Below are 18,474 nucleotides of genomic sequence, written 5' to 3' on the forward strand. Positions count from 1 at the left end.
GATGACGGCCCGCGCGCCGCGCCCGCCCCGCTCAGCCGTGCTGCGGCTCGGCCGGCTCGACGATGTCGCCGCCGAGCAGATGCACGCCCTCGCGCAGTCTCACGAACGCGGCCGCGACCGCCTCCGGCTCGCCCTTCACGCCGAGATCGATGTGCCGGCGCGCATAGACGCCGCCCTTTTCCGCGTCGCCTACGCTCGGCAGGCTGAAGACCCGCACGCCCGGGAAATCTCGCTCGATTCTCTCCATCAGCGGCGTGAGCGTCGATTCGGGCAGCTCGAACACATAGAGCGAGCGCTCCGCATGCGGGGTCGCGTGATGCAGGTGCGCGTACTTCGTGTCGAGCACCCATTCGATCATCGGCCACGCCATCACCGGAAAGCCCGGCACGAAGTGATGATCGCCGCACGAAAAGCCCGGGATCCGGTTGTAGCCGTTCGGGATGATCGTCGCGCCGCGCGGGAACACGCCCATGTTCAGCCGATGCCGGTTCTCCGGCGAATCGAGATCGGCGGGCTTCGCCGGATCGGCGTGCGTCTCGCGAATCCGCGCCTCGATCAGCGCCTTCGCTTCCGGATGCAGCTCGAGCGGCACGCCGAGCGCCTCGGCCGCGCACTGGCGCGTGTGGTCGTCGGGCGTCGCGCCGATCCCGCCCGTCGAGAACACGATGTCGCCCGACGCGAACGTGCGCGCGAGCGTCGCCGTGATCCGCGCGGGATCGTCGCCGACGTACTCGGCCCAGCCGAGCGCCAGCCCGCGCGCGGCCAGGAGCTCGATCACCTTGGCGAGGTGCTTGTCCTGGCGGCGACCGGACAGAATCTCGTCGCCGATGATGATGATGCCGATGGTCATGCTTGCCTCGTCGAATCGATGGAAGTCGCGTTCCCGGCCGCCGCGCGCTCGTCCTGCAGCGCGCGCAGGCAGTAGAAGCCGAACCACAGCGCCGAGAACACCAGAATGAACGCGTAGACCCAGATCATCGCGGCGGCGACGAACGGAAACAGCACCATCATCCAGATCGACGACACCCAGATGAAGGTCGGCACCGTGCCGAGCAGCCCGCTCGCGACGCCGATGCCCAACAGCGGCCAGCGGCGCTTGCGCACGAGCGCGCGGCGCTCGTCGGCGCTCGCGTGCAGCGCGAGCGCGTCATAGGTCATCACGCGGTACGTGAGCCAGCCCCAGATCACGGGCGGCAGCAGCGCGAAGAACGGCGGAATCAGCCACAGCGGCACCGTCACGATCAGGAGCACGATGCTCGCGAACGCGGCCCACAGCGAATTGAATACACTGCCGAACAGGCTGCCGCCCCGCTTCATCTCGAGCGACGCGAACTGGCGCTTCGACAGATGCGAGACGACGGCGGGCATCGACAGCGTCGCGATCAGGAGCAGCACCGTCAGCACGATTAGCGGAATCGCGAGCGACACGACGACGAACGGCGCGACGACCGCGTGCAGTTGCGATGCGCCGATCGCGTTGAAGAACTGGTAGAGGAGCGCCGTCAGCGCGAAGCCGTCGAGCGCGGCGCGCGCGGCGTCGACGAGCGGCTGCCACGAGAACCAGAGCACGACGCCCCAGATCACCGCGGAGACGATAAACGGCATGAAGGTGAGCCAGAGCATCCGCGGGTGCAGCGCACTCGCGAGCGCCCGGCCGAAGGAGCGCAGCAGATCGTTCATGCGGGACGGATCATCGTTCGGGAATGGGAAGGCCCGGAAAGGATAAACCACGCGGCATGCGTGCGGCAAAAACGGGGCGGTAGCGAATGGGGGCGGCGAAGGCGTGCGATGCGCGCACATGGGCGGCCGGGCGGCGCGCGGCGAGAAGAGAGCTGGTGGGAAGCGCCCCGGCAGTCGAAAAGCCGCAAGCCGTTCGGCCAAGCCGCCCCCCGAACGCGCCGCTCGCCCGCCGCGGCGGCTTACGCCGACGCCGCGTCGCGCTGCTTCCCCGGCGCGAGCCGCCGCGCGATCCGCACGAACGCGAGCCAGTGCTGCGCCCAGAAGCCGTCGCCGTACGACACGCCCTCATACTGCTCGCGGATGCCCGTCGGCTCGGGCGTGCGGTTCCACGACGCGGTGCGGAACAGCATGTCCCACCACGGAAACAGCACGCCGAAGTTGCAGCCGTACTTCGTGCCCTCGTGGCCGTAGCCGACCGCGTGATGGCGGCGATGGAACGTCGGGCTGACGACGAGGCGCTCGCCGAGCCAGCCGAGCGGCAGCCGCGCGTTCGTATGCTGAACGCTCTGCATGAAGTTCGTGACCGCGGTCAGCACGACGAACTGCGACGGCGACACGCCGATCACGAGCGCGATCGCCGCGAAGAAGCACGCCTGCAGCACGTCGTCGAGCAGGTGGTTGCGGTCGTCGCACCAGAGCGACATCTGGCGCTGGCTGTGATGCACGGCGTGCAGCTCCCACCAGACGCCGATCCGGTGCTGCCAGCGGTGATACCAGTAGCCGGCGAAATCGAGCGCGATCAGATAGATCGCGAACGCGACGATCGGCTTGGACGTGACGCCCGGCCACAGGTAGTCGAGATTGAAGTTCGAGATCCCGTGAAGACGCAGCCACGCCTGGAAGGCGTCGAAGAGCGGCTGCATCGCGAAGAAGAAGAACAGGCTGAAGATGCCGAGCTTCGCGATCAGCGTGTAGATCACGTCGACGCGCGCCTCCTTGCGGTTCTCCCACCGCTCGACGGGGCGCAGCGCCTCGAGCGGGCGCAGCAGCGCGTACATCGCGACCACCTGCAGCGCGCCGACGATCACCCAGTAGAGCGCGTCGTACGTGTCCTCGTCGTAGTCCATCAGGCCGACCTTGAACAGCAGCGGCTGCACGATGTCGACGTACAGCCAGGTCTGCAGATCGGACACGAAGCCGTCCAGCGCGGCGACGATCATGTGCAGCATGAACCGCTCCCCCGCCGCGTCACGCGCCGTTCGGCGCCGTCCACGGCGCCCGGTCGTAGAAATAGATCCCGTGCGGCGAGCGGCCGACCGAAATCGTCTGGATCAGCTTGCGGCTCGGCAGATCGATCACGCCGACCTTCTTCGCGAAGCGGAACGTCACCCACAGCGTCTTCCGGTCGGCCGACAGCTCCATGTCGTCCGGGCCGGGCAACAGGCCCGTGATGTCGCCGACGTTCGTGAGCGCGTTCTCGTCGATGATGCTGATCGTGTTCGCCACCCGGTTCGTCACTGCGACGTGCGTGCCGTCCGCGAGCGAGCGGAAGTTGTGCGCGCCCTTGCCGGTCGGAATCGTTTTCACGACCTTCTGGTTGCGCCAGTCGACGACGGCGACGTAGTCGGCGCCCGTCATCCCGATCAGCACGTACTTGTCGCCGGGCGTGAGCCACAAGCCCGCCGGCACCGGCCCGACCTTCATCTTCCACTTGACCGTCTGCGTGGCCAGATCGATCGCCGCGAGCTCGCCCGACACCTGCAGCGACACGAGCACCGTCTTGCTGTCCTTCGTGAACGCGAGGTGGCTCGGCATCACCGCGAGCGGCACGCGCTTCGCGAGCTTCAGGTCACGGCCGTCGTAGCTGTAGATGTCGACGCGGTCGAGCCGCAGGCCCGCCGCGACGAACCACTTGCGGTCGGGCGAAAAACCGAGCTGGTAAGGATCGTCGATCCCTTCGAGCGTGCGCTGCGGCTTGCCCGTCTTCGGATCAAGGAACATCAGGCTGTTCGACACCGAATTCGCGACGATCAGCGACGAATTGTCGGGCGTCGCCATCAGGTGATGCGGCTCCTTGCCGGTCGGATACTGGCCGACGACCTGGCGGGATTGCTGATCGATGAGGGACAGCGTCGCTTCAGCCGAATTCAGCACGATCACGTTGTTCGCGAAGGCGGCGACAGGCGCCAGCACGGCGGCCGCAAGCGCGAGCGTGCGGCCGAGAGAGAGGAAATTGCGCATGAAGACTCACGTCGAGGGACTGGCGTGATTGATAAAACGCGCGAGAACGCCGCCGGTTGACGTCCCGCGCCCGAGTGTGAACCCGCATACTCCGAGCCGCGCTCAGCGCTGCATCGACTCCCACACTTTGTAGAGCCGCTTGACCGACACCGGCATCGGCGTGCGCAGTTCCTGCGCGAACAGCGAGATCCGCAGTTCCTCGAGCAGCCACCGGAACTCGGCGAGCCGCGCGTCCGCGACGCCGCCGCGCTGCGCGGCCGAGCGCTGGTAGTGCTGCGCGAGCGGCTGCAGCTCGGCCGCCTGCCGCGCGTCGCGGGCGGGATCGGCCTTCAGCTTGTCGATTCGCAGCGCGATCCCCTTCAGGTAGCGCGGGAAGTGCGCAAGCTGCGCGTAAGGCGTATCGACGACGAAGCGCTTGCCGACGAGCGCCGCGAGCTGGCCCTGCATGTCCGCGTGCGCGGCCGGGAACGGCTTCGCCTGCGCGAGCTTCTTCGCGAGCCCCGCGTACTCGGCGAGAATCTGCCCGACGAGCCGCGCAATCTCCTGCGCGAGCAGGTTCAGGCGGCTCCTGCCCTCGTCGCGGCGCGCGTGGAAGCTCGCGTCGTCGTCGGGCAGCGGGTCCTGCAGGCACGCGCGGTCGAGCGCGGTCGCGATCAACTGGTCGCGCAGCTCGTCCTGCGTGCCGAGGGACATGTACTGCATCGCCATCTCGCGCAGCCCCGGCAGGTTCTTCTCCAGATACTTGACCGGCTCCTTCAACTGCAGCGCGAACAGGCGCCGCAAGCCCGCGCGGTGGACCCGCGCGGCCTCGTCGGGCGAGTCGAACACCTCGACGTCGCAGTGCGTGCCGCGGTCGACGAGCGCCGGATAGCCGACGAGCGTCTCGCCGCGCCGGTGGATCTCGAGCAATTCCGGCAGCGTGCCGAAGTTCCACGTCGTCAGGTTCTCGTAGAGCGCGGTCGCGCCGGCGGCCGCCGCGCCCGCTTGCGCCGCCGGCTGCGGCGCCCCGACGTGCCCGCGTCGCGGCCGCGCGCCGCCCGCGGGCGCCTCGGCGGCGGCCGCCGTCGCGCCCGAATGCTCGCCCGCCGGCGCGAGCGTCGCCGCGGCGGCGATCTTCTGGAAATGCTGCTGCGCCTGCGCGCCCAGCTCCGCGCGCAATTGCGCGAGATTGCGCCCCATCGCGAGCTGGCGGCCGTGCTCGTCGATCACCTTGAAGTTCATGAACAGGTGCGCGGGCAGCGTCTCGAGCTTGAAGTCGGACGTCTTCGTCGCGACTTGCGTCTGCTCCCGGACGTCGGCGATCAGCGCATCGACGAGGCCGCCCGCGCCTGCGCCGGCCGCGCCGAAGCGAGCGCGTCCGGCGCGCTCGACGAAGCCCGCCGCGTATTCGGGCAGCGGCACGCAATGGCGGCGCAGCTTCTGCGGCAGCGACTTCAGCAGCAGGTGCGCCTTCTCCTTCAGCATCCCGGGCACGAGCCACTCGGCGCGGCGCGCGTCGACCTGGTTCAGCGCGAAGAGCGGCACCGCGAGCGTCACGCCGTCGCGCGGCGAGCCGGGCTCGAAGTGGTACGCGAGCGCCATCTCGACGCCCGCCATCGTTGCGCGCTTCGGAAACAGGTCGGTCGTCACGCCCGCCGCCTCGTGGCGCATCAGGTCGTCGCGCGACAGATACAGCAGGCGCAGCCCGTCTTCCGGCTGCCCGCTCTTCTTCACCTCGTCGCGATACCAGCGCTCGAACGCGGCGCCCGTGTGGATGCCGGCCGGAATCGCCTGATCGTAGAACGCGTGAATCAGCTCGTCGTCGACGAGCACGTCCTGCCGGCGCGACTTGTGCTCGAGCTGCTCGATGTCGGCGAGCAGCTTGCGGTTGTGCGCGAAGAACGCGAGCTTCGTGTCGAATTCGCCGTCGACGAGCGCGCCGCGGATGAAGAGCTCCCGCGCGCGCGCCGGGTCCTGCCGGCCGAACGCGACGCGCCGCCGGTGATAGACGGTGAGCCCGTACAGCGTCGCGCGCTCGAACGCGGCGACCTGCGCGGGACGTTTCTCCCAGTGCGGCTCGGACAGCGATCTCTTCAGCAGATGCGCGCCGATCCGCTCGATCCATTCCGGCTCGATCTTCGCGATGCAGCGCGCATAGAGCCGGCTCGTCTCGACGAGCTCGGCCGCCATCACCCAGCGCCCCGCCTTCTTCACGAGCGCGGAGCCCGGCCACAGATGGAACTTGATCCCGCGCGCGCCGAGGTAGTGCGGCTCGTCCTCGGCCTTGAAGCCGATGTTGCCGAGCAGGCCCGTCAACAGCGACAGATGGATCTGCTCGAACGTCGCGTCGGCCTCGTTCAGGCGCCAGCCGTGCTCGCGCACGACGGTCAAGAGCTGCGAGTGGACGTCGCGCCATTCGCGCAGCCGCAGATGCGACAGAAAGTTCTGCCGGCACGCGTCGACGAGCTGCCGGTTCGACTTCTTGTGCGCGACCGCCTCCTCGAACCACGCCCAGATCTTCGGCCACTGGAGGAACTCGGAGCGCTCGTCGGCGAAGCGTCGATGCGCCTGGTCGGCCTGCTCCTGCGCGTCGGCCGGGCGATCGCGCGGGTCCTGCACGGACAGCGCGCTCGCGATCACGAGCACTTCGCGCAACGCCTGCTGGTCGCGCGCGGCGAGGATCATCCGGCCGACGCGCGGGTCGAGCGGCAGCCGCGCGAGCTCGCGGCCGAGCGGCGTGAGCGCGTTGTCGTCGTCGACCGCGCCGAGCTCGTTGAGCAACTGATAGCCGTCCGCGATCGCGCGGCCGGGCGGCGGCTCGATGAACGGAAACGATTCGATCTCAGACAGATGCAGCGACTTCATCCGCAGGATCACCGCCGCGAGCGACGAGCGCAGGATTTCCGGATCGGTGAAGCGCGCGCGGCCGGCGAAATCGCTTTCTTCGTAAAGGCGGATGCAGACGCCGTCGGCGACGCGGCCGCAGCGGCCCGCGCGCTGGTTCGCGGCCGCCTGCGAGATCGGCTCGATCTGCAGTTGCTCGACCTTGTTCCGGTACGAATAGCGCTTCACGCGCGCGAGGCCCGTATCGACGACGTAACGGATGCCCGGCACCGTGAGCGACGTCTCGGCGACGTTCGTCGCGAGCACGATCCGGCGCGCGTTCGACGGCTTGAACACGCGCTCCTGCTCGGCGGCGGACAGCCGCGCGAAGAGCGGCAGGATCTCGGTGTGCGGCGGATGATGCTTGCGCAGCGACTCGGCCGCGTCGCGGATCTCGCGCTCGCCGGGCAGGAACACGAGCACGTCGCCCGGGCCTTCGCGGCACAGCTCGTCGACCGCGTCGACGATGCCGTCCATCAGGTCGCGCTCGGCCTCGCGCGCGCTCTTCGCGCGGTCGCGGCCGGACGCCGCGCCCTCCGCGTGCCGGACGGCGGCCGGCCGGTCATCGGCGATCGCCCGGTAGCGAACCTCGACCGGATACAGCCGCCCGCTCACCTCGATCACGGGCGCGGGCCGCTCGTCGCTGCCGAAATGGCGCGCGAAGCGCTCCGCGTCGATCGTCGCCGACGTGACGATCAGCTTCAGGTCCGGCCGCTGCGGCAGGATCTGCTTCAGGTAGCCGAGCAGGAAATCGATGTTCAGGCTGCGCTCGTGCGCCTCGTCGATGATGAGGGTGTCATACGCCTTCAGGAGCGGATCGGTCTGCGTCTCGGCGAGCAGGATGCCGTCCGTCATCAGCTTGACCGAGGCGCCCGGCGCGAGGTTGTCGGTGAAGCGCACCTTGTAGCCGACCACTTCGCCGAACGGCGTGCCGAGCTCCTCGGCGATCCGGCGGCCTGTCGACGACGCCGCGAGCCGCCGCGGCTGCGTGTGGCCGATCAGGCCCGCGCCGCCCGCGCCGAGGCCGCGGCCGAGCGACAGGCAGATCTTCGGCAACTGGGTGGTCTTGCCCGAGCCCGTCTCGCCGCAGACGATCACCACCTGGTGATCGGCGATCGCGCGCGCGATCTCGTCGCGCCGGCCCGACACGGGCAGGCTTTCGGGAAACGTGATCGGCGCAACGGGATTCGGCACGACGCGTGTCTGCGGGGCATGCGGTGCGCGCGGCGCGCGGGCGGCCTCGGGGCCGGCGTCGCGGCGCGCGGCGCGCGGCTCGCCCGGCTGCCCGGGCGACGCCTGCCGCGGGCGCGACGGCCGCGGCTCGCCCGGCGTGCCCGCACGTTTTTGCGCGGGACTTTTAGGTACATTCGACATGGGGGCGCATTATAATCCCGCCCATGAATTCCCAAACCGACCTCCCCGCCGCCCATTCGGGCGCCGCGCCCCAGCCGTCCGTCGACGAAGCCGTCCATCACGCGCAGTTCGTCGACTGGATGCGTTCCGTCGCGCCCTATATCCACAAGTTCCGCAACAACACGTTCGTCGTCGGCTTCGGCGGCGAGGTCGTGCAGCGCGGACTGCTGAGCGCGCTCGTGTCCGACATCGCGCTGCTGCAGGCGATGGGCATCCAGATCGTGCTCGTGCACGGCTCGCGGCCGCAGGTCGAGGAGCAACTGAGCCTGCACGGCGTCGAATCCGCGTTCTCGCACGGCCTGCGGATCACCGACGCGCGCGCGCTCGAATCGGCGAAGGAAGCGGCGGGCGAAGTGCGGCTCGACATCGAGGCGGCGATCAGCCAGGGCCTGCCGAACACGCCGATGGCGCACGCGCACATCAGCGTCGTGTCCGGCAACTTCGTGACCGCGCGGCCGGTGGGGATTCTCGATGGCGTCGACTTCGCGCACACGGGCGTCGTGCGCAAGATCGACGCCGAGTCGATCCGCCATTCGCTCGCGAGCCGCAAGCTCGTGCTGCTGTCGCCGCTCGGCTTCTCGCCGACGGGCGAGGCGTTCAACCTGTCGATGGAGGACGTCGCGTCGGCGGCCGCGATCGCGCTGCGCGCGGACAAGATCATCTTCCTGACCGAGTCGCCCGGCATCGTCGACGAAGCGGGCGAGCTCGTGCGCGAGATGTCGCTCGACGCGGCGGCCGAGTTGCTCGACTCGGGCGATCTGCAGGGCGACGACGGGTTCTTCCTGAAGCACGCGATCCGCGCGTGCCGCGGCGGCGTCGCGCGCGCGCACCTGATTCCGCAGTCGCTCGACGGCAGCGTGCTGCTCGAATTGTTCCTGCATGACGGCGTGGGCACGATGATCTCGTACGAGAACCTCGAGAGCCTGCGCGAAGCGACGCCGGACGACGTCGGCGGCATCCTGACCCTCATCGAGCCGCTCGAGACGGACGGCACGCTCGTGCGGCGCGGCCGCCACCAGATCGAGCGGGACATCGATCACTTCTCGGTCATCGAGCACGACGGCGTGCTGTTCGGCTGCGCGGCGCTCTACCCGTACCCGACCGAGAAGATCGGCGAGATGGCGTGCCTCACGGTCGCGCCCGAGGCGCAAGGCTCGGGCGACGGCGCGCAGCTCCTGAAGCGGATCGAGCAGCGCGCCCGCGCGCGCGGCTTGACGCGGATCTTCGTGCTGACGACCCGCACCGAGCACTGGTTCCTGAAGCGCGGCTTCGTGAAGGCGACGGTCGACGACCTGCCCGAAGACCGCCGCAAGCTCTACAACTGGCAGCGCAAGTCGCTCGTGCTGATGAAGCAGCTCTGAGCGGCGCGGCGCGCCCTTCCCCCCGATTACGATTACAGGAGAGGTACACGATGGCCCGTATGATTCACTGCGCGAAGCTCGGCAAGGAAGCCGAGGGACTCGATTTCCCGCCGCTGCCGGGCGAGCTCGGCAAGCGCCTGTACGAGAGCGTGTCGAAGGAAGCGTGGCAAGGCTGGCTCAAGCAGCAGACGATGCTGATCAACGAGAACCGGCTGAACATGGCCGATCCGCGCGCGCGTCAGTACCTGATGAAGCAGACCGAGAAGTATTTCTTCGGCGACGGCGCGGACCAGGCGTCCGGCTACGTGCCGCCGACGCAGGGCTGAACCGCCGCGTTCCGCATATCGGACGAAAGCCTCGGGCAGCGATTGCTGCCCGAGGCTTTTTTTTTGCGCGCGCCCGCGCCCGCGCCCGCGCCGTCAAGGCTTCGCGAGCACCCCGCCCCTCGCGCCGACGTCGACGCGCTTGCCGCGCTCGAGCGTCGCGATGCACACGAGCGACACCGCCGCGAGCGCGCTGTAGAACACGGCGAGCGGCCACCACTGGCCGGCGAAACGGTGCGCGAGCAGCGCGCCGGCGAGCGGCGTGAGCCCGCCCGCGAGCGCCGCGCAGAGCTGGTACGACAGCGAGATCGCCGAATAGCGGACGCGCACGTCGAACGCGGTCGACATGAAGCCCGCCATCACCGCGTACGAGCTCGACATGCACATCACCGCGATCGCGATGCCGGCGACGATCGCGACGGGGCGCCCCGTCGACACGAGCGCGAACATCGGATACGGCGACGCGATCGCGAGCGCGGCGGCCGTCATCAGGAAACGCCCGGTGCCGACGCGCTGCGCGAACCAGCCGGACGCGAGCTGCGTGCCGAGCTGGATGAACGCGACGACGAACAGGCAATCGAGGATCAGCGCGCGATCGAGCCCGAGCGTCTGCGTCGTGTAGTTCAGCATGAACGTGTTGACGAACCACGCGCCCGCGACGCCGATCACGTTCGCGCCGAGGCAGAGCAGCAGCGTGCGCCACGCGTCGCGCACCACGTCGGCCACGGGCCGCGCCGCCGTGCGCCGCTCGGCCTTCACGCGCGCGAACTCCGGCGATTCGTCGACGCCCGCGCGGATCGCGAGCCCGACGACAAGCAGCGCCGCGCTCGCGAGAAACGGCAGCCGCCAGCCCCACGCGAGGAACGCGCCGTGCTCCATGCCGGCGACGAGCCGAAACGCGAGCAGCGCGAGAATCAATCCGGCCGGGCTGCCGAGCTGCGCGAACGACGCGACGAACGTGCGCTTGTCCGCGCTCGCGTGCTCGCTCGCCATCAGCACCGCGCCGCCCCACTCGCCGCCGATCGCGATGCCTTGCGCGATGCGCAGCGCGACGAGCGCGACGGGCGCGGCGACGCCCGCCTGCGCGTAAGCGGGCAGCAGGCCGATGCCGACCGTGCCGGCCGCCATGATGACGAGCGTCGCGACGAGCGCCTTCTTGCGGCCGATCCGGTCGCCGAGATGGCCGAACACGAGGCCGCCGAACGGCCGCGCGAAAAAGCCGACCGCGAACGTGCCGAACGACGCGAGCGTGCTGAAGAACGGCTCGCCCGGCGGAAAGAACAGCTTGCCGAAGATGAGCGCGGACGCGGTCGCGTAAAGGTAGAAGTCGTACCACTCGATCGTCGTGCCGACGAACGCAGCGAGCGCGGCGCGCGCGGGCTGGCCGACCGGCGCGCGCTCGACGCGGCCATCGTGCTGGGATGTCATCGTTGTCTCCATGTCTCTTGCCGGCGGCGCGACTCGCGCGCGCCTTCACCGGTCGGGCCGGATCGCTCCGGATTCGGTCGCGCCGGGCGGGCCGCGCGAACCGTTCGGCCGAAGACGGATCGATCGTCTCCGGACGTCCGGCCGCGCGCGCCCCCGACGGCGACCATCAAGCAGAAGCCGCCGCTTCGCGCCGGCGGCCGCATGCATTCGCTCACGTCGCCATTTATTTCGCCTCCTTCAGCACGCCCGCGTCGGCGAGCCGCGCCTGCGTCGCCGCGTCGATGCCGAGCGCGTCGAGCACCGCGCGCGTGTCGCGGCCGAGCGTCGGCGGCGCGCTGCGGTACGTCGCGGGCGTGCGCGACAGCCTGATCGGCGACGCGGCGCCGCGGTAGCGCCCCATCTCGACGACGAGCCCGCGATGCAGCGTGTGCGGATCGCGCACGACGGCATCGACCGTGCGCACCGGCCCGCACGGCACGCCCTCGGCCATCAGCTCGCGCGCGAGCGTTTCGCAGTCGCGATCGGCGAGCCGCGCTTCGAGGCTCGCCTTCAGCTCCGCGCGATGCGCGCAGCGGCTGCGGTTGTCGACGAAACGCGGATCGCTCGCGAGCGCGGGCACGCCGAGGTGCGCGCAGAGACGCGCGAATTGCCGGTCGTTGCCGACCGCGAGGAAGATCGGCGCGCTCGCGGTGCGGTAGCTGTCGTACGGCGCGATGTTCGGATGCGCGTTGCCGCTGCGCGCGGGCGTGCGCCCCGAGCCGAACCAGTTCGGCAGATGCGGATGCAGGAGCGACACGCCGCAGTCGTACAGCGCGATGTCGACCGACTGGCCGACGCCGCTCGTCTCGCGCCCGGCGAGCGCGAGCAGGATGCCGGCGAGCGCGTTCAGGCCCGTCACCATGTCGACGATCGGCAGGCCGATGCGGGTCGCGTCGCCGTCGGCGTCGCCGTTCACGCTCATGAGGCCCGCCATCGCCTGGATCACCGCGTCGTAACCGGGCAGCCCGCCGAGCGGGCCGTCGGCGCCGAAGCCCGTGATCGCGCAATGGACGAGGCGCGGAAAGCGCGGCCGCAAATCCCGCCCGTAGTCCATCCCCCAGCGCGCGAGCGTGCCGGGCTTGAAGTTCTCGACGAGCACGTCCGCGTCCTCGAGCAGCCGCCAGAGGATCGCGCGGCCTTCGTCGCGCGACAGGTCGAGCGCGATCCCTTCCTTGTTGCGGTTCACGCCGGTGAAGTACCACGCGTCGTCGTCGAAGAACGGCGGGCCCCAGCCGCGCGTTTCGTCGCCCGCGGGCGGCTCGATCTTGATCACGCGCGCGCCGTGGTCCGCGAGCGCCTGCGTGCAGTACGGGCCGCCGAGGACGCGGCTCAGGTCGATCACCTTGAGCCCCGCGAGCGCGCCATGACGGGCGGGCTCGGTCGTTGTCGCGTTGCCCGGGACGGCCGGGTTCGGGCGGCGCGCGGTGTTCGCGGTGCTTGCGGTGTGCGCAGCATCGGCGATTGTCGTCTCCGACGATTCGCGCCGCGCGGACGATGCACAAAGTGCGCTCGCCGGCTGCGACGAATCCGCGGCGCTCCCTGCCTCGCCGGCAACACCGGACGCGCATGCCGAATCGGGCACACGCGCGGCGGCACACCCGATCTCCCATCCGCTTGAAGACGGAAATCGCTTCGAGACATCGCCGCTCATGCCGCCTCTCCTGACGGCTCGCCGAGCAGCCGCAGCGCATCGTCGAGCGCGACGGGCCGATCGCGCAGCAACGCCGCCAGCACGCCGGCGGCCGCATCGGCATCGGCACCCGGCAGCGCGAGCGGATCGACGGGCGACAGCTTGTGGCGCAGCACGAGATGCGCGAGCGCGAGCCGCCGATGGTCGGGCGCGAGGCGCATCCCTTCGCTCGCGAGCAGGATCGCGGTCGTCGCGTGATAGAGCGCGGACGCCGCCTGCCGCACGAACGCATCGTCGCCCGTCTGCGCGACGTGCGCGATCGCGTCGCTCGCGCGATCGAGCGCGCGGCGCAGACGCGCCGCGCTCGCGCCGGGCAGCCGCGCCGCGTCGAGCGTGTCGAGCAGGAACGCGCGCAGCGGCGAGAGCGCGCCTTCGCGCTTGACCGCCCGCGCGACGTCGAGCGCGACGATGTTGCTCGTGCCCTCCCAGATCGAGCCGAGATGCGCGTCGCGCAGCACGCGCGCGTCGCTCCATTCCTCGATGTAGCCGGTGCCGCCGCGCACCTCCATCGCGTCGCCGGCGACGCGGCGCGCGTCACGGCACGCGCGGAACTTGATGAGCGGCGTCAGGATCCGCACGCAGCCGGCCGCCTGCGCGTCGCCCTCGTCGGCTTTCGCGAGCAGCAGCGCGATCTGCATGAAGAGCGAGCGTGCCTGCTCGGTCGGCACGAGCATCTTGACGAGTTGCCGCTGCATCAGCGGCATGTCGATCAGCTTGCGGCCGAACGCTTCGCGATGGCGCGCGACGTGCAGCGCCTCCGTCGTCGCGCGGCGCATCAGCCCCGCCGCGCGCACGCCGTTCGACAGACGCGACATGTTGATCATGTCGGCCATCTGATGGAAGCCGCGGCCGATCTCGCCGATCAGATACGCCTGCGCCCCTTCGAGCGCGATCTCGCCGCTCGCCATCGAGCGGCTGCCGAGCTTGTCCTTCAGACGCACGATCCGATAGCGATTGCGCGAACCGTCGGCAAGCGTCTTCGGCAACAGGAACAACGCGAGCCCCTTGACGCCGTCAGGCGCGCCCTCGGGGCGCGCGAGCACCATCGCGAGATCGGCGTCCGCGTTCGAGCAAAACCATTTGTCGCCGAACAGACGCCAGATCGCCGAGCCGTCGGCGGACGTATCGCGCACCGCGCGCGTTGCGATCCGGCCGACGTCGGAACCCGCCGCCTGCTCGGTCATGAACATCGCGCCCTGGTACAGCACGTCGAAATCGCGCGACGCGAGCCGCGGCAGGAAACGCCCGACGAGCTCGCGCGAACCGAAGCGGCGCAGCGTGCGCGTCAGCGAGTCGGTCATGCTGACGGGACAGCAGAGGCCGAATTCGGCCTGCACGAACAGGAACGTCAACGCATACTTGACGAGCAGCGGCGGCGCATCGTCGCGATGGCTCATCGCGGCGAGCCCGAGCTCCGAATACGCGACGCGCTCGAGCGCGACATAGTCCGGATGCTTGTCGATCGTCTCGAGCGCCTCGCCGCGACGCGTGCGCGGCTGAAGCACGGGCGGATTCCGATCGGCGCGCGACGCGAGGCGATCGAGCTCGTCCGACGCGCGCAGCCCGAGCGTGCGCAGTTCCGGCTCGAGGTCGCGAAAGCGCGCTTCGCCGAGATGGAGCCGCAACAGCGCCGCGCAATCGGGGTCGTTCGTGAAGAAATTGATGCCCCGCGAGTCGGGAATATTCGCCGCGCCCGCCGCGGGCGCGTTCACTTCGACGATTTCTTTCATCATGTTCATCGCTTGTCTCCTGGTTCGACGAGCGTAGGACCGCGATCGATAATCGTCCAATACAGGATTTATCCAGTACGATAAGCAGCATTTATCGATCGCTTCGAACGGAAACGGGATGGACCTGAAGCAATTGCGCTACTTCGTCGCCGTCGCGGAGGAACTGCATTTCGGCCGCGCGGCGAAACGGCTGTTCATCTCGCAGCCGGCCCTGAGCTTCGACATCCGCAAGTTCGAGGACGAGCTCGGCGTGCAGTTGTTCGCGCGCACGAGCAAGTCGGTCGCGCTGACGAATGCGGGCGAAGTGCTGCTCGGCGAGGCGCGCCGGCTGCTGCTGCAGGCGCAGGAGGCGCAACGTCTGACGATTCGGTCGGCGTCGGGGCTCGCGGGGAGGCTCAAGATCGGCTTCGTCAATTCGATGCTGTATCGCGGGCTGCCGTCCGCGGTGCGGCGCTTCGAGGCGGACTATCCGAATGTCGAAGTCGTGCTTAAGGAGATGAACACGCACGAGCAGGTGCAGGCGATCCTGCGCGCGCAGATCGACGTCGGCTTCGCGCACTGGGGCACGTTCCCGCCCGAGATCGCGGCCGACGCGATTTTCTCCGAGCCGTTTCTCTGCTGCCTGCCCGCCGCGCACCGGCTTGCGCGACGAAAGCGCGTCGATCTCGCGACGCTTGCGCACGAGCCGTTCATCCTGTTCCCACGCGATGCGGCGCCCCACTATCACGACCTCATCATCGCGCAGTGCGTGAGCGCGGGCTTCAGCCCGCAGATCCGGCACGAAGCGCGCCTGTGGCAGACGGTGCTGACGATGGTCGAGTTCGAGATGGGGGTGGCGCTCGTGCCGAGCGTGCTGCGCCAGGTGCGCAGCGAACGGCTGCGCTACCTGCCGCTCGCCGGCGATGCGCTCGAATCGCACACGTTGCGGCTGCGCCGGGCGAACGAGCGGGAGCCCGTTGCGGAGCGCTTCGGCGAATATCTGGACGACGAGATCCGGCGGCTTCGCGGCATGGCGAAGTGACGGCGCGCGGCGGCGCTGAAAAAGTTCTGGATAAAAGTGCGCGATTGCCGGTAGAATCACGGCCCTGGTCGCGCGATGCGCGACCAGCACCCGCCAGATGAGTTATGTCGAAAAAGTGCTTTACGAAGTGGAAAAGCTCTGACATAATTCAAGGCTCTTTGGGCGGTTAGCTCAGCGGTAGAGCACTGCCTTCACACGGCAGGGGTCACTGGTTCGATCCCAGTACCGCCCACCAAAGAATTCAAGCGTAGCCTCTGGCAGCGCCTTAAAGACTGGCTCAGGCAGATCCTCAACGGACACCCCGAACCAGCATTCAGTTGATAAGCAAAAGAGCCCCGCACTTGCGGGGCTTTTTTTTCGCACCCAACGCCCCACCGACCCCACCAGTTGCCAGCCCATCGCGCGCTATGGCATCCTGCCCGGGCTTCCAAATACAAAAATCCGAGGGAAATCAAATGTCTATAGCCTGCACGGGAACAGCGTTCTACCAAGCTTTCAAGCAAAACATGGAGGCGCTCGGCCTTGATGTGCCGTCGAGCTGGTACGGCACCCAAACCACCCTGCTTACACGCGTCGGCGCACTCGTCGCAGCAGTCGACCGGCTCGGCAGGAATGCAACGCTTGCCGAACTGATCGGCGCAACCACTTTGCCGGAGAAGCTGCTAGCGGCCGGCGGAATCTATGCATCGTGGTATGTCGGCGCGGCCGTCGGCAGCCTCATGGTCGCCACCGGCAAATATGCGCAATGCGGCAGCTCGACTGACATCTCGCGAGCCGTCCAACGATTCCAGTTCGAGGCGGCAATCCGCGTTCCGAGCACCCTGCTGTTTCACCTGCAGACTCACCCGGAAATCTTCGATGACAACGCGACGAACCGCCTTATGTATGCGCGCCGCGGCCTGTCGACCAAGCAACCCGAATTCGCGAAATGACCATGAAGACCCGTTCCCGTGAGTGGTGGATTGATCGCGCTGCGCTACTCGGCGTCGCAGTTCTATGCGCGGGCCTCGCATGGCTGTTTTCAATCGGCGCCGGCAAGTGGAGCACCCTTATCCTGGCGACCGTCGTTTTCGTCGCCCTGCTTTTGGACAATCACCGACTTCGAAAAGAGCTGAAACGGTATCGAGACAAGTAGCGCCGACCAAGCCGTCTTACTCAACCGGCAAGAGCAGTTGTACCGCCGCGTGCCCCATATGCGTATCGCTCCGTCACCGTGATCGACGCGCGCACACCCGACGCCACCCACCCTGCATCACGCGAAGCCCAACTGCTTCGCCGTCGCGTCGATCGCGCGCTTCGCCTTCTCGACGATCTCGTCGATTTCGGGCTTCGAGACCACGAGCGGCGGCGACAGCAGCATCCGGTCGCCCGTCGCGCGCATGATCAGGTTGCCGTTGAAGCAGTAGTCGCGGCAGATCGTGCCGACTTCGCCGCCGTTCTCGAAGCGCTTGCGCGCGCCCGGCTCGCGCGCGAGCTGGATGCCCGCGACGAGCCCCGCGCCCGCGATCTCGCCGACGATCGGATGGTTCGCGAACGTCTCGCGCAGCAACTGCTGGAAGTAGGGGCCGGTATCGGTCTTCACGCGCTCGACGATCCGTTCGTCGCGCAGCACCTTCAGATTCGCAACGGCCACCGCCGCCGCAACCGGATGCCCCGAGTACGTCATCCCGTGGTTGAACTCGCCGTGCGCGATCAGCGCGTCGGCGATCCGGTCCGACAGCGCGACGGCCCCCATCGGCACGTAGCCGCTCGTCAGGCCCTTGGCGAGCGTCATCAGATCCGGCTCGAAGCCGAAGTGCCGATGCGCGAACCATTCGCCGGTGCGCCCGAAGCCGCCGATCACTTCGTCCGCGACGAGCAGCACGTCGTACTGGCGGCAGATCCGCTCGATCTCGGGCCAGTACGTCGACGGCGGGAAGATCACGCCGCCCGCGCCCTGGAACGGCTCGCCGATGAACGCCGCGACGTTCTCCGCGCCGAGTTCGAGGATCTTCGCTTCGAGCTGCCGCGCGCGTTCGAGCCCGAACGCCTCGGGCGTCTGTCCCTCGCCCGCTTCGCCGAAGTAATAAGGCTGATCGATGTGGACGACGTGCTCGACCTTCGACGGCATCTGCTCGTGCATGTAGCTCATGCCGCCGAGCGTCGCGCCCGCGATCGTCGAGCCGTGATAGCCGTTGCTGCGCGAGATCACGAACTTCTTCTGCGGGCGGTTCTGCGTGCGCCAGTACTGATGCGCGATGCGCAGCACCGTGTCGTTGCCCTCGGAGCCGCTGTTGCAATAGAAGAAGCGGTTGAACGCCGGCGGCGCGATTTCCGCGAGCAGCGCGGACAGCTCGATGACGGGCGGATGCGTGGTCTTGAAGAACGTGTTGTAGAACGGCAGCTCGCGCAACTGGCGGCTGCCGGCCTCGATCAGTTCGTCGCGGCCGTAGCCGACGTTCACGCACCAAAGGCCGGCCATGCCGTCGATGATCCTGTTGCCGTCGGAATCCCACAGATGGACGCCTTCGGCCCTCACGATCACGCGGCTGCCCGCGCGATTGAGCGAGCCCATGTCCGAGAACGGGTGAATGTGGTGCGCGGCGTCGAGCGCGCGGTATTCGGCGCTCGTGCGGCGCTGTCGCGACGCGCTCGCGTGCAGCGGTTCTACATAGGCGATGTCTTCGGTTCGATACGTCACTTTGAT

Annotated in this window: 14 protein-coding genes and 1 tRNA gene; 6 read left to right on the forward strand and 9 right to left on the reverse strand. The window is 68.7% G+C overall.

Annotated features, from left to right (window positions below; genetic code table 11):
• Positions 1–31: 31 nt before the first annotated feature.
• The 5 genes from WS92_RS22840 to hrpA all read right to left on the reverse strand — a co-directional run bounded on the left by WS92_RS22840 (position 32) and on the right by hrpA (position 8,157).
• Positions 32–850, reverse strand: a complete 819-nt coding sequence (locus WS92_RS22840; RefSeq protein ID WP_015600203.1) for a competence/damage-inducible protein A — start codon at positions 848–850, stop codon at positions 32–34.
• Positions 847–1,680 (reverse strand): EI24 domain-containing protein, encoded by an 834-nt coding sequence (locus WS92_RS22845; protein WP_059929302.1) that lies wholly within the window; start codon positions 1,678–1,680, stop codon positions 847–849. Before WS92_RS22845 ends, WS92_RS22840 begins: the two co-directional genes overlap by 4 nt.
• A 239-nt stretch (positions 1,681–1,919) precedes the next feature.
• On the reverse strand, positions 1,920–2,909 hold the full coding sequence (locus WS92_RS22850; protein WP_006025920.1) for a sterol desaturase family protein: 990 nt from the start codon (positions 2,907–2,909) through the stop codon (positions 1,920–1,922).
• 19 nt (positions 2,910–2,928) lie between these two features.
• Positions 2,929–3,921: a YVTN family beta-propeller repeat protein gene (locus WS92_RS22855; RefSeq protein ID WP_006025919.1), complete on the reverse strand. Its 993-nt coding sequence runs from the start codon at positions 3,919–3,921 to the stop codon at positions 2,929–2,931.
• 102 nt (positions 3,922–4,023) lie between these two features.
• The gene (gene hrpA, locus WS92_RS22860) at positions 4,024–8,157 is read right to left on the reverse strand and encodes an ATP-dependent RNA helicase HrpA (protein WP_059929304.1); all 4,134 of its coding nucleotides are present in this window, start codon (positions 8,155–8,157) and stop codon (positions 4,024–4,026) included.
• Between the two features lie 23 nt (positions 8,158–8,180).
• Between hrpA and argA the strand changes: the two genes are divergently transcribed.
• Together argA and WS92_RS22870 are read left to right on the forward strand one after the other, a co-directional pair.
• Entirely contained in the window at positions 8,181–9,557 is a 1,377-nt protein-coding gene (gene argA / locus WS92_RS22865; protein ID WP_009913001.1) for an amino-acid N-acetyltransferase, read from the forward strand.
• Between the two features lie 50 nt (positions 9,558–9,607).
• Positions 9,608–9,883, forward strand: a complete 276-nt coding sequence (locus tag WS92_RS22870) for an oxidative damage protection protein (RefSeq protein ID WP_009913003.1) — start codon at positions 9,608–9,610, stop codon at positions 9,881–9,883.
• A gap of 93 nt (positions 9,884–9,976) precedes the next feature.
• Here the strand turns inward: WS92_RS22870 and WS92_RS22875 are convergent, their stop codons facing one another.
• The 3 genes from WS92_RS22875 to WS92_RS22885 all read right to left on the reverse strand — a co-directional run bounded on the left by WS92_RS22875 (position 9,977) and on the right by WS92_RS22885 (position 14,776).
• The gene (locus WS92_RS22875) at positions 9,977–11,308 is read right to left on the reverse strand and encodes an MFS transporter (protein WP_015601454.1); all 1,332 of its coding nucleotides are present in this window, start codon (positions 11,306–11,308) and stop codon (positions 9,977–9,979) included.
• 223 nt (positions 11,309–11,531) lie between these two features.
• On the reverse strand, positions 11,532–12,998 hold the full coding sequence (locus WS92_RS22880) for a CaiB/BaiF CoA transferase family protein (RefSeq protein ID WP_059929305.1): 1,467 nt from the start codon (positions 12,996–12,998) through the stop codon (positions 11,532–11,534).
• Positions 12,995–14,776 (reverse strand): acyl-CoA dehydrogenase family protein, encoded by a 1,782-nt coding sequence (locus tag WS92_RS22885; RefSeq protein ID WP_082743513.1) that lies wholly within the window; start codon positions 14,774–14,776, stop codon positions 12,995–12,997. The genes WS92_RS22880 and WS92_RS22885 overlap by 4 nt, the downstream gene beginning before the upstream one ends.
• A gap of 109 nt (positions 14,777–14,885) precedes the next feature.
• Between WS92_RS22885 and WS92_RS22890 the strand changes: the two genes are divergently transcribed.
• The 4 genes from WS92_RS22890 (at position 14,886) to WS92_RS22905 (ending at position 16,923) form a co-directional block, all read left to right on the forward strand.
• On the forward strand, positions 14,886–15,788 hold the full coding sequence (locus WS92_RS22890; protein WP_015602244.1) for a LysR family transcriptional regulator: 903 nt from the start codon (positions 14,886–14,888) through the stop codon (positions 15,786–15,788).
• A 160-nt stretch (positions 15,789–15,948) separates the two neighbouring features.
• A tRNA-Val gene (locus WS92_RS22895) sits at positions 15,949–16,023 on the forward strand.
• A gap of 220 nt (positions 16,024–16,243) precedes the next feature.
• Entirely contained in the window at positions 16,244–16,720 is a 477-nt protein-coding gene (locus WS92_RS22900) for a hypothetical protein (protein ID WP_059929308.1), read from the forward strand.
• Between the two features lie 2 nt (positions 16,721–16,722).
• Positions 16,723–16,923: a hypothetical protein gene (locus WS92_RS22905; RefSeq protein ID WP_223873582.1), complete on the forward strand. Its 201-nt coding sequence runs from the start codon at positions 16,723–16,725 to the stop codon at positions 16,921–16,923.
• 117 nt (positions 16,924–17,040) lie between these two features.
• On the opposite strand, the gene WS92_RS22910 is transcribed toward WS92_RS22905, so the two are convergent.
• Entirely contained in the window at positions 17,041–18,468 is a 1,428-nt protein-coding gene (locus tag WS92_RS22910; RefSeq protein ID WP_015600425.1) for an aspartate aminotransferase family protein, read from the reverse strand.
• Positions 18,469–18,474 lie beyond the last annotated feature (6 nt).

Origin of the sequence: Burkholderia sp. MSMB1588 (assembly GCF_001546925.1) — a bacterium.
Taxonomy (GTDB): Bacteria; Pseudomonadota; Gammaproteobacteria; order Burkholderiales; family Burkholderiaceae; genus Burkholderia; species Burkholderia humptydooensis.

Coding starts and splice junctions, on each gene's coding strand:
- WS92_RS22840 (WP_015600203.1), bottom strand. CDS start 850: ATGACCATCGGCATCATCATCATCGGCGACGAGATTCTGTCCGGTCGC.
- WS92_RS22845 (WP_059929302.1), bottom strand. CDS start 1,680: ATGAACGATCTGCTGCGCTCCTTCGGCCGGGCGCTCGCGAGTGCGCTG.
- WS92_RS22880 (WP_059929305.1), bottom strand. CDS start 12,998: ATGAGCGGCGATGTCTCGAAGCGATTTCCGTCTTCAAGCGGATGGGAG.
- WS92_RS22850 (WP_006025920.1), bottom strand. CDS start 2,909: ATGCTGCACATGATCGTCGCCGCGCTGGACGGCTTCGTGTCCGATCTG.
- argA (WP_009913001.1), top strand. CDS start 8,181: ATGAATTCCCAAACCGACCTCCCCGCCGCCCATTCGGGCGCCGCGCCC.
- WS92_RS22890 (WP_015602244.1), top strand. CDS start 14,886: ATGGACCTGAAGCAATTGCGCTACTTCGTCGCCGTCGCGGAGGAACTG.
- WS92_RS22885 (WP_082743513.1), bottom strand. CDS start 14,776: ATGAACATGATGAAAGAAATCGTCGAAGTGAACGCGCCCGCGGCGGGC.
- WS92_RS22855 (WP_006025919.1), bottom strand. CDS start 3,921: ATGCGCAATTTCCTCTCTCTCGGCCGCACGCTCGCGCTTGCGGCCGCC.
- WS92_RS22875 (WP_015601454.1), bottom strand. CDS start 11,308: ATGACATCCCAGCACGATGGCCGCGTCGAGCGCGCGCCGGTCGGCCAG.
- WS92_RS22900 (WP_059929308.1), top strand. CDS start 16,244: ATGTCTATAGCCTGCACGGGAACAGCGTTCTACCAAGCTTTCAAGCAA.
- hrpA (WP_059929304.1), bottom strand. CDS start 8,157: ATGTCGAATGTACCTAAAAGTCCCGCGCAAAAACGTGCGGGCACGCCG.
- WS92_RS22870 (WP_009913003.1), top strand. CDS start 9,608: ATGGCCCGTATGATTCACTGCGCGAAGCTCGGCAAGGAAGCCGAGGGA.
- WS92_RS22905 (WP_223873582.1), top strand. CDS start 16,723: ATGAAGACCCGTTCCCGTGAGTGGTGGATTGATCGCGCTGCGCTACTC.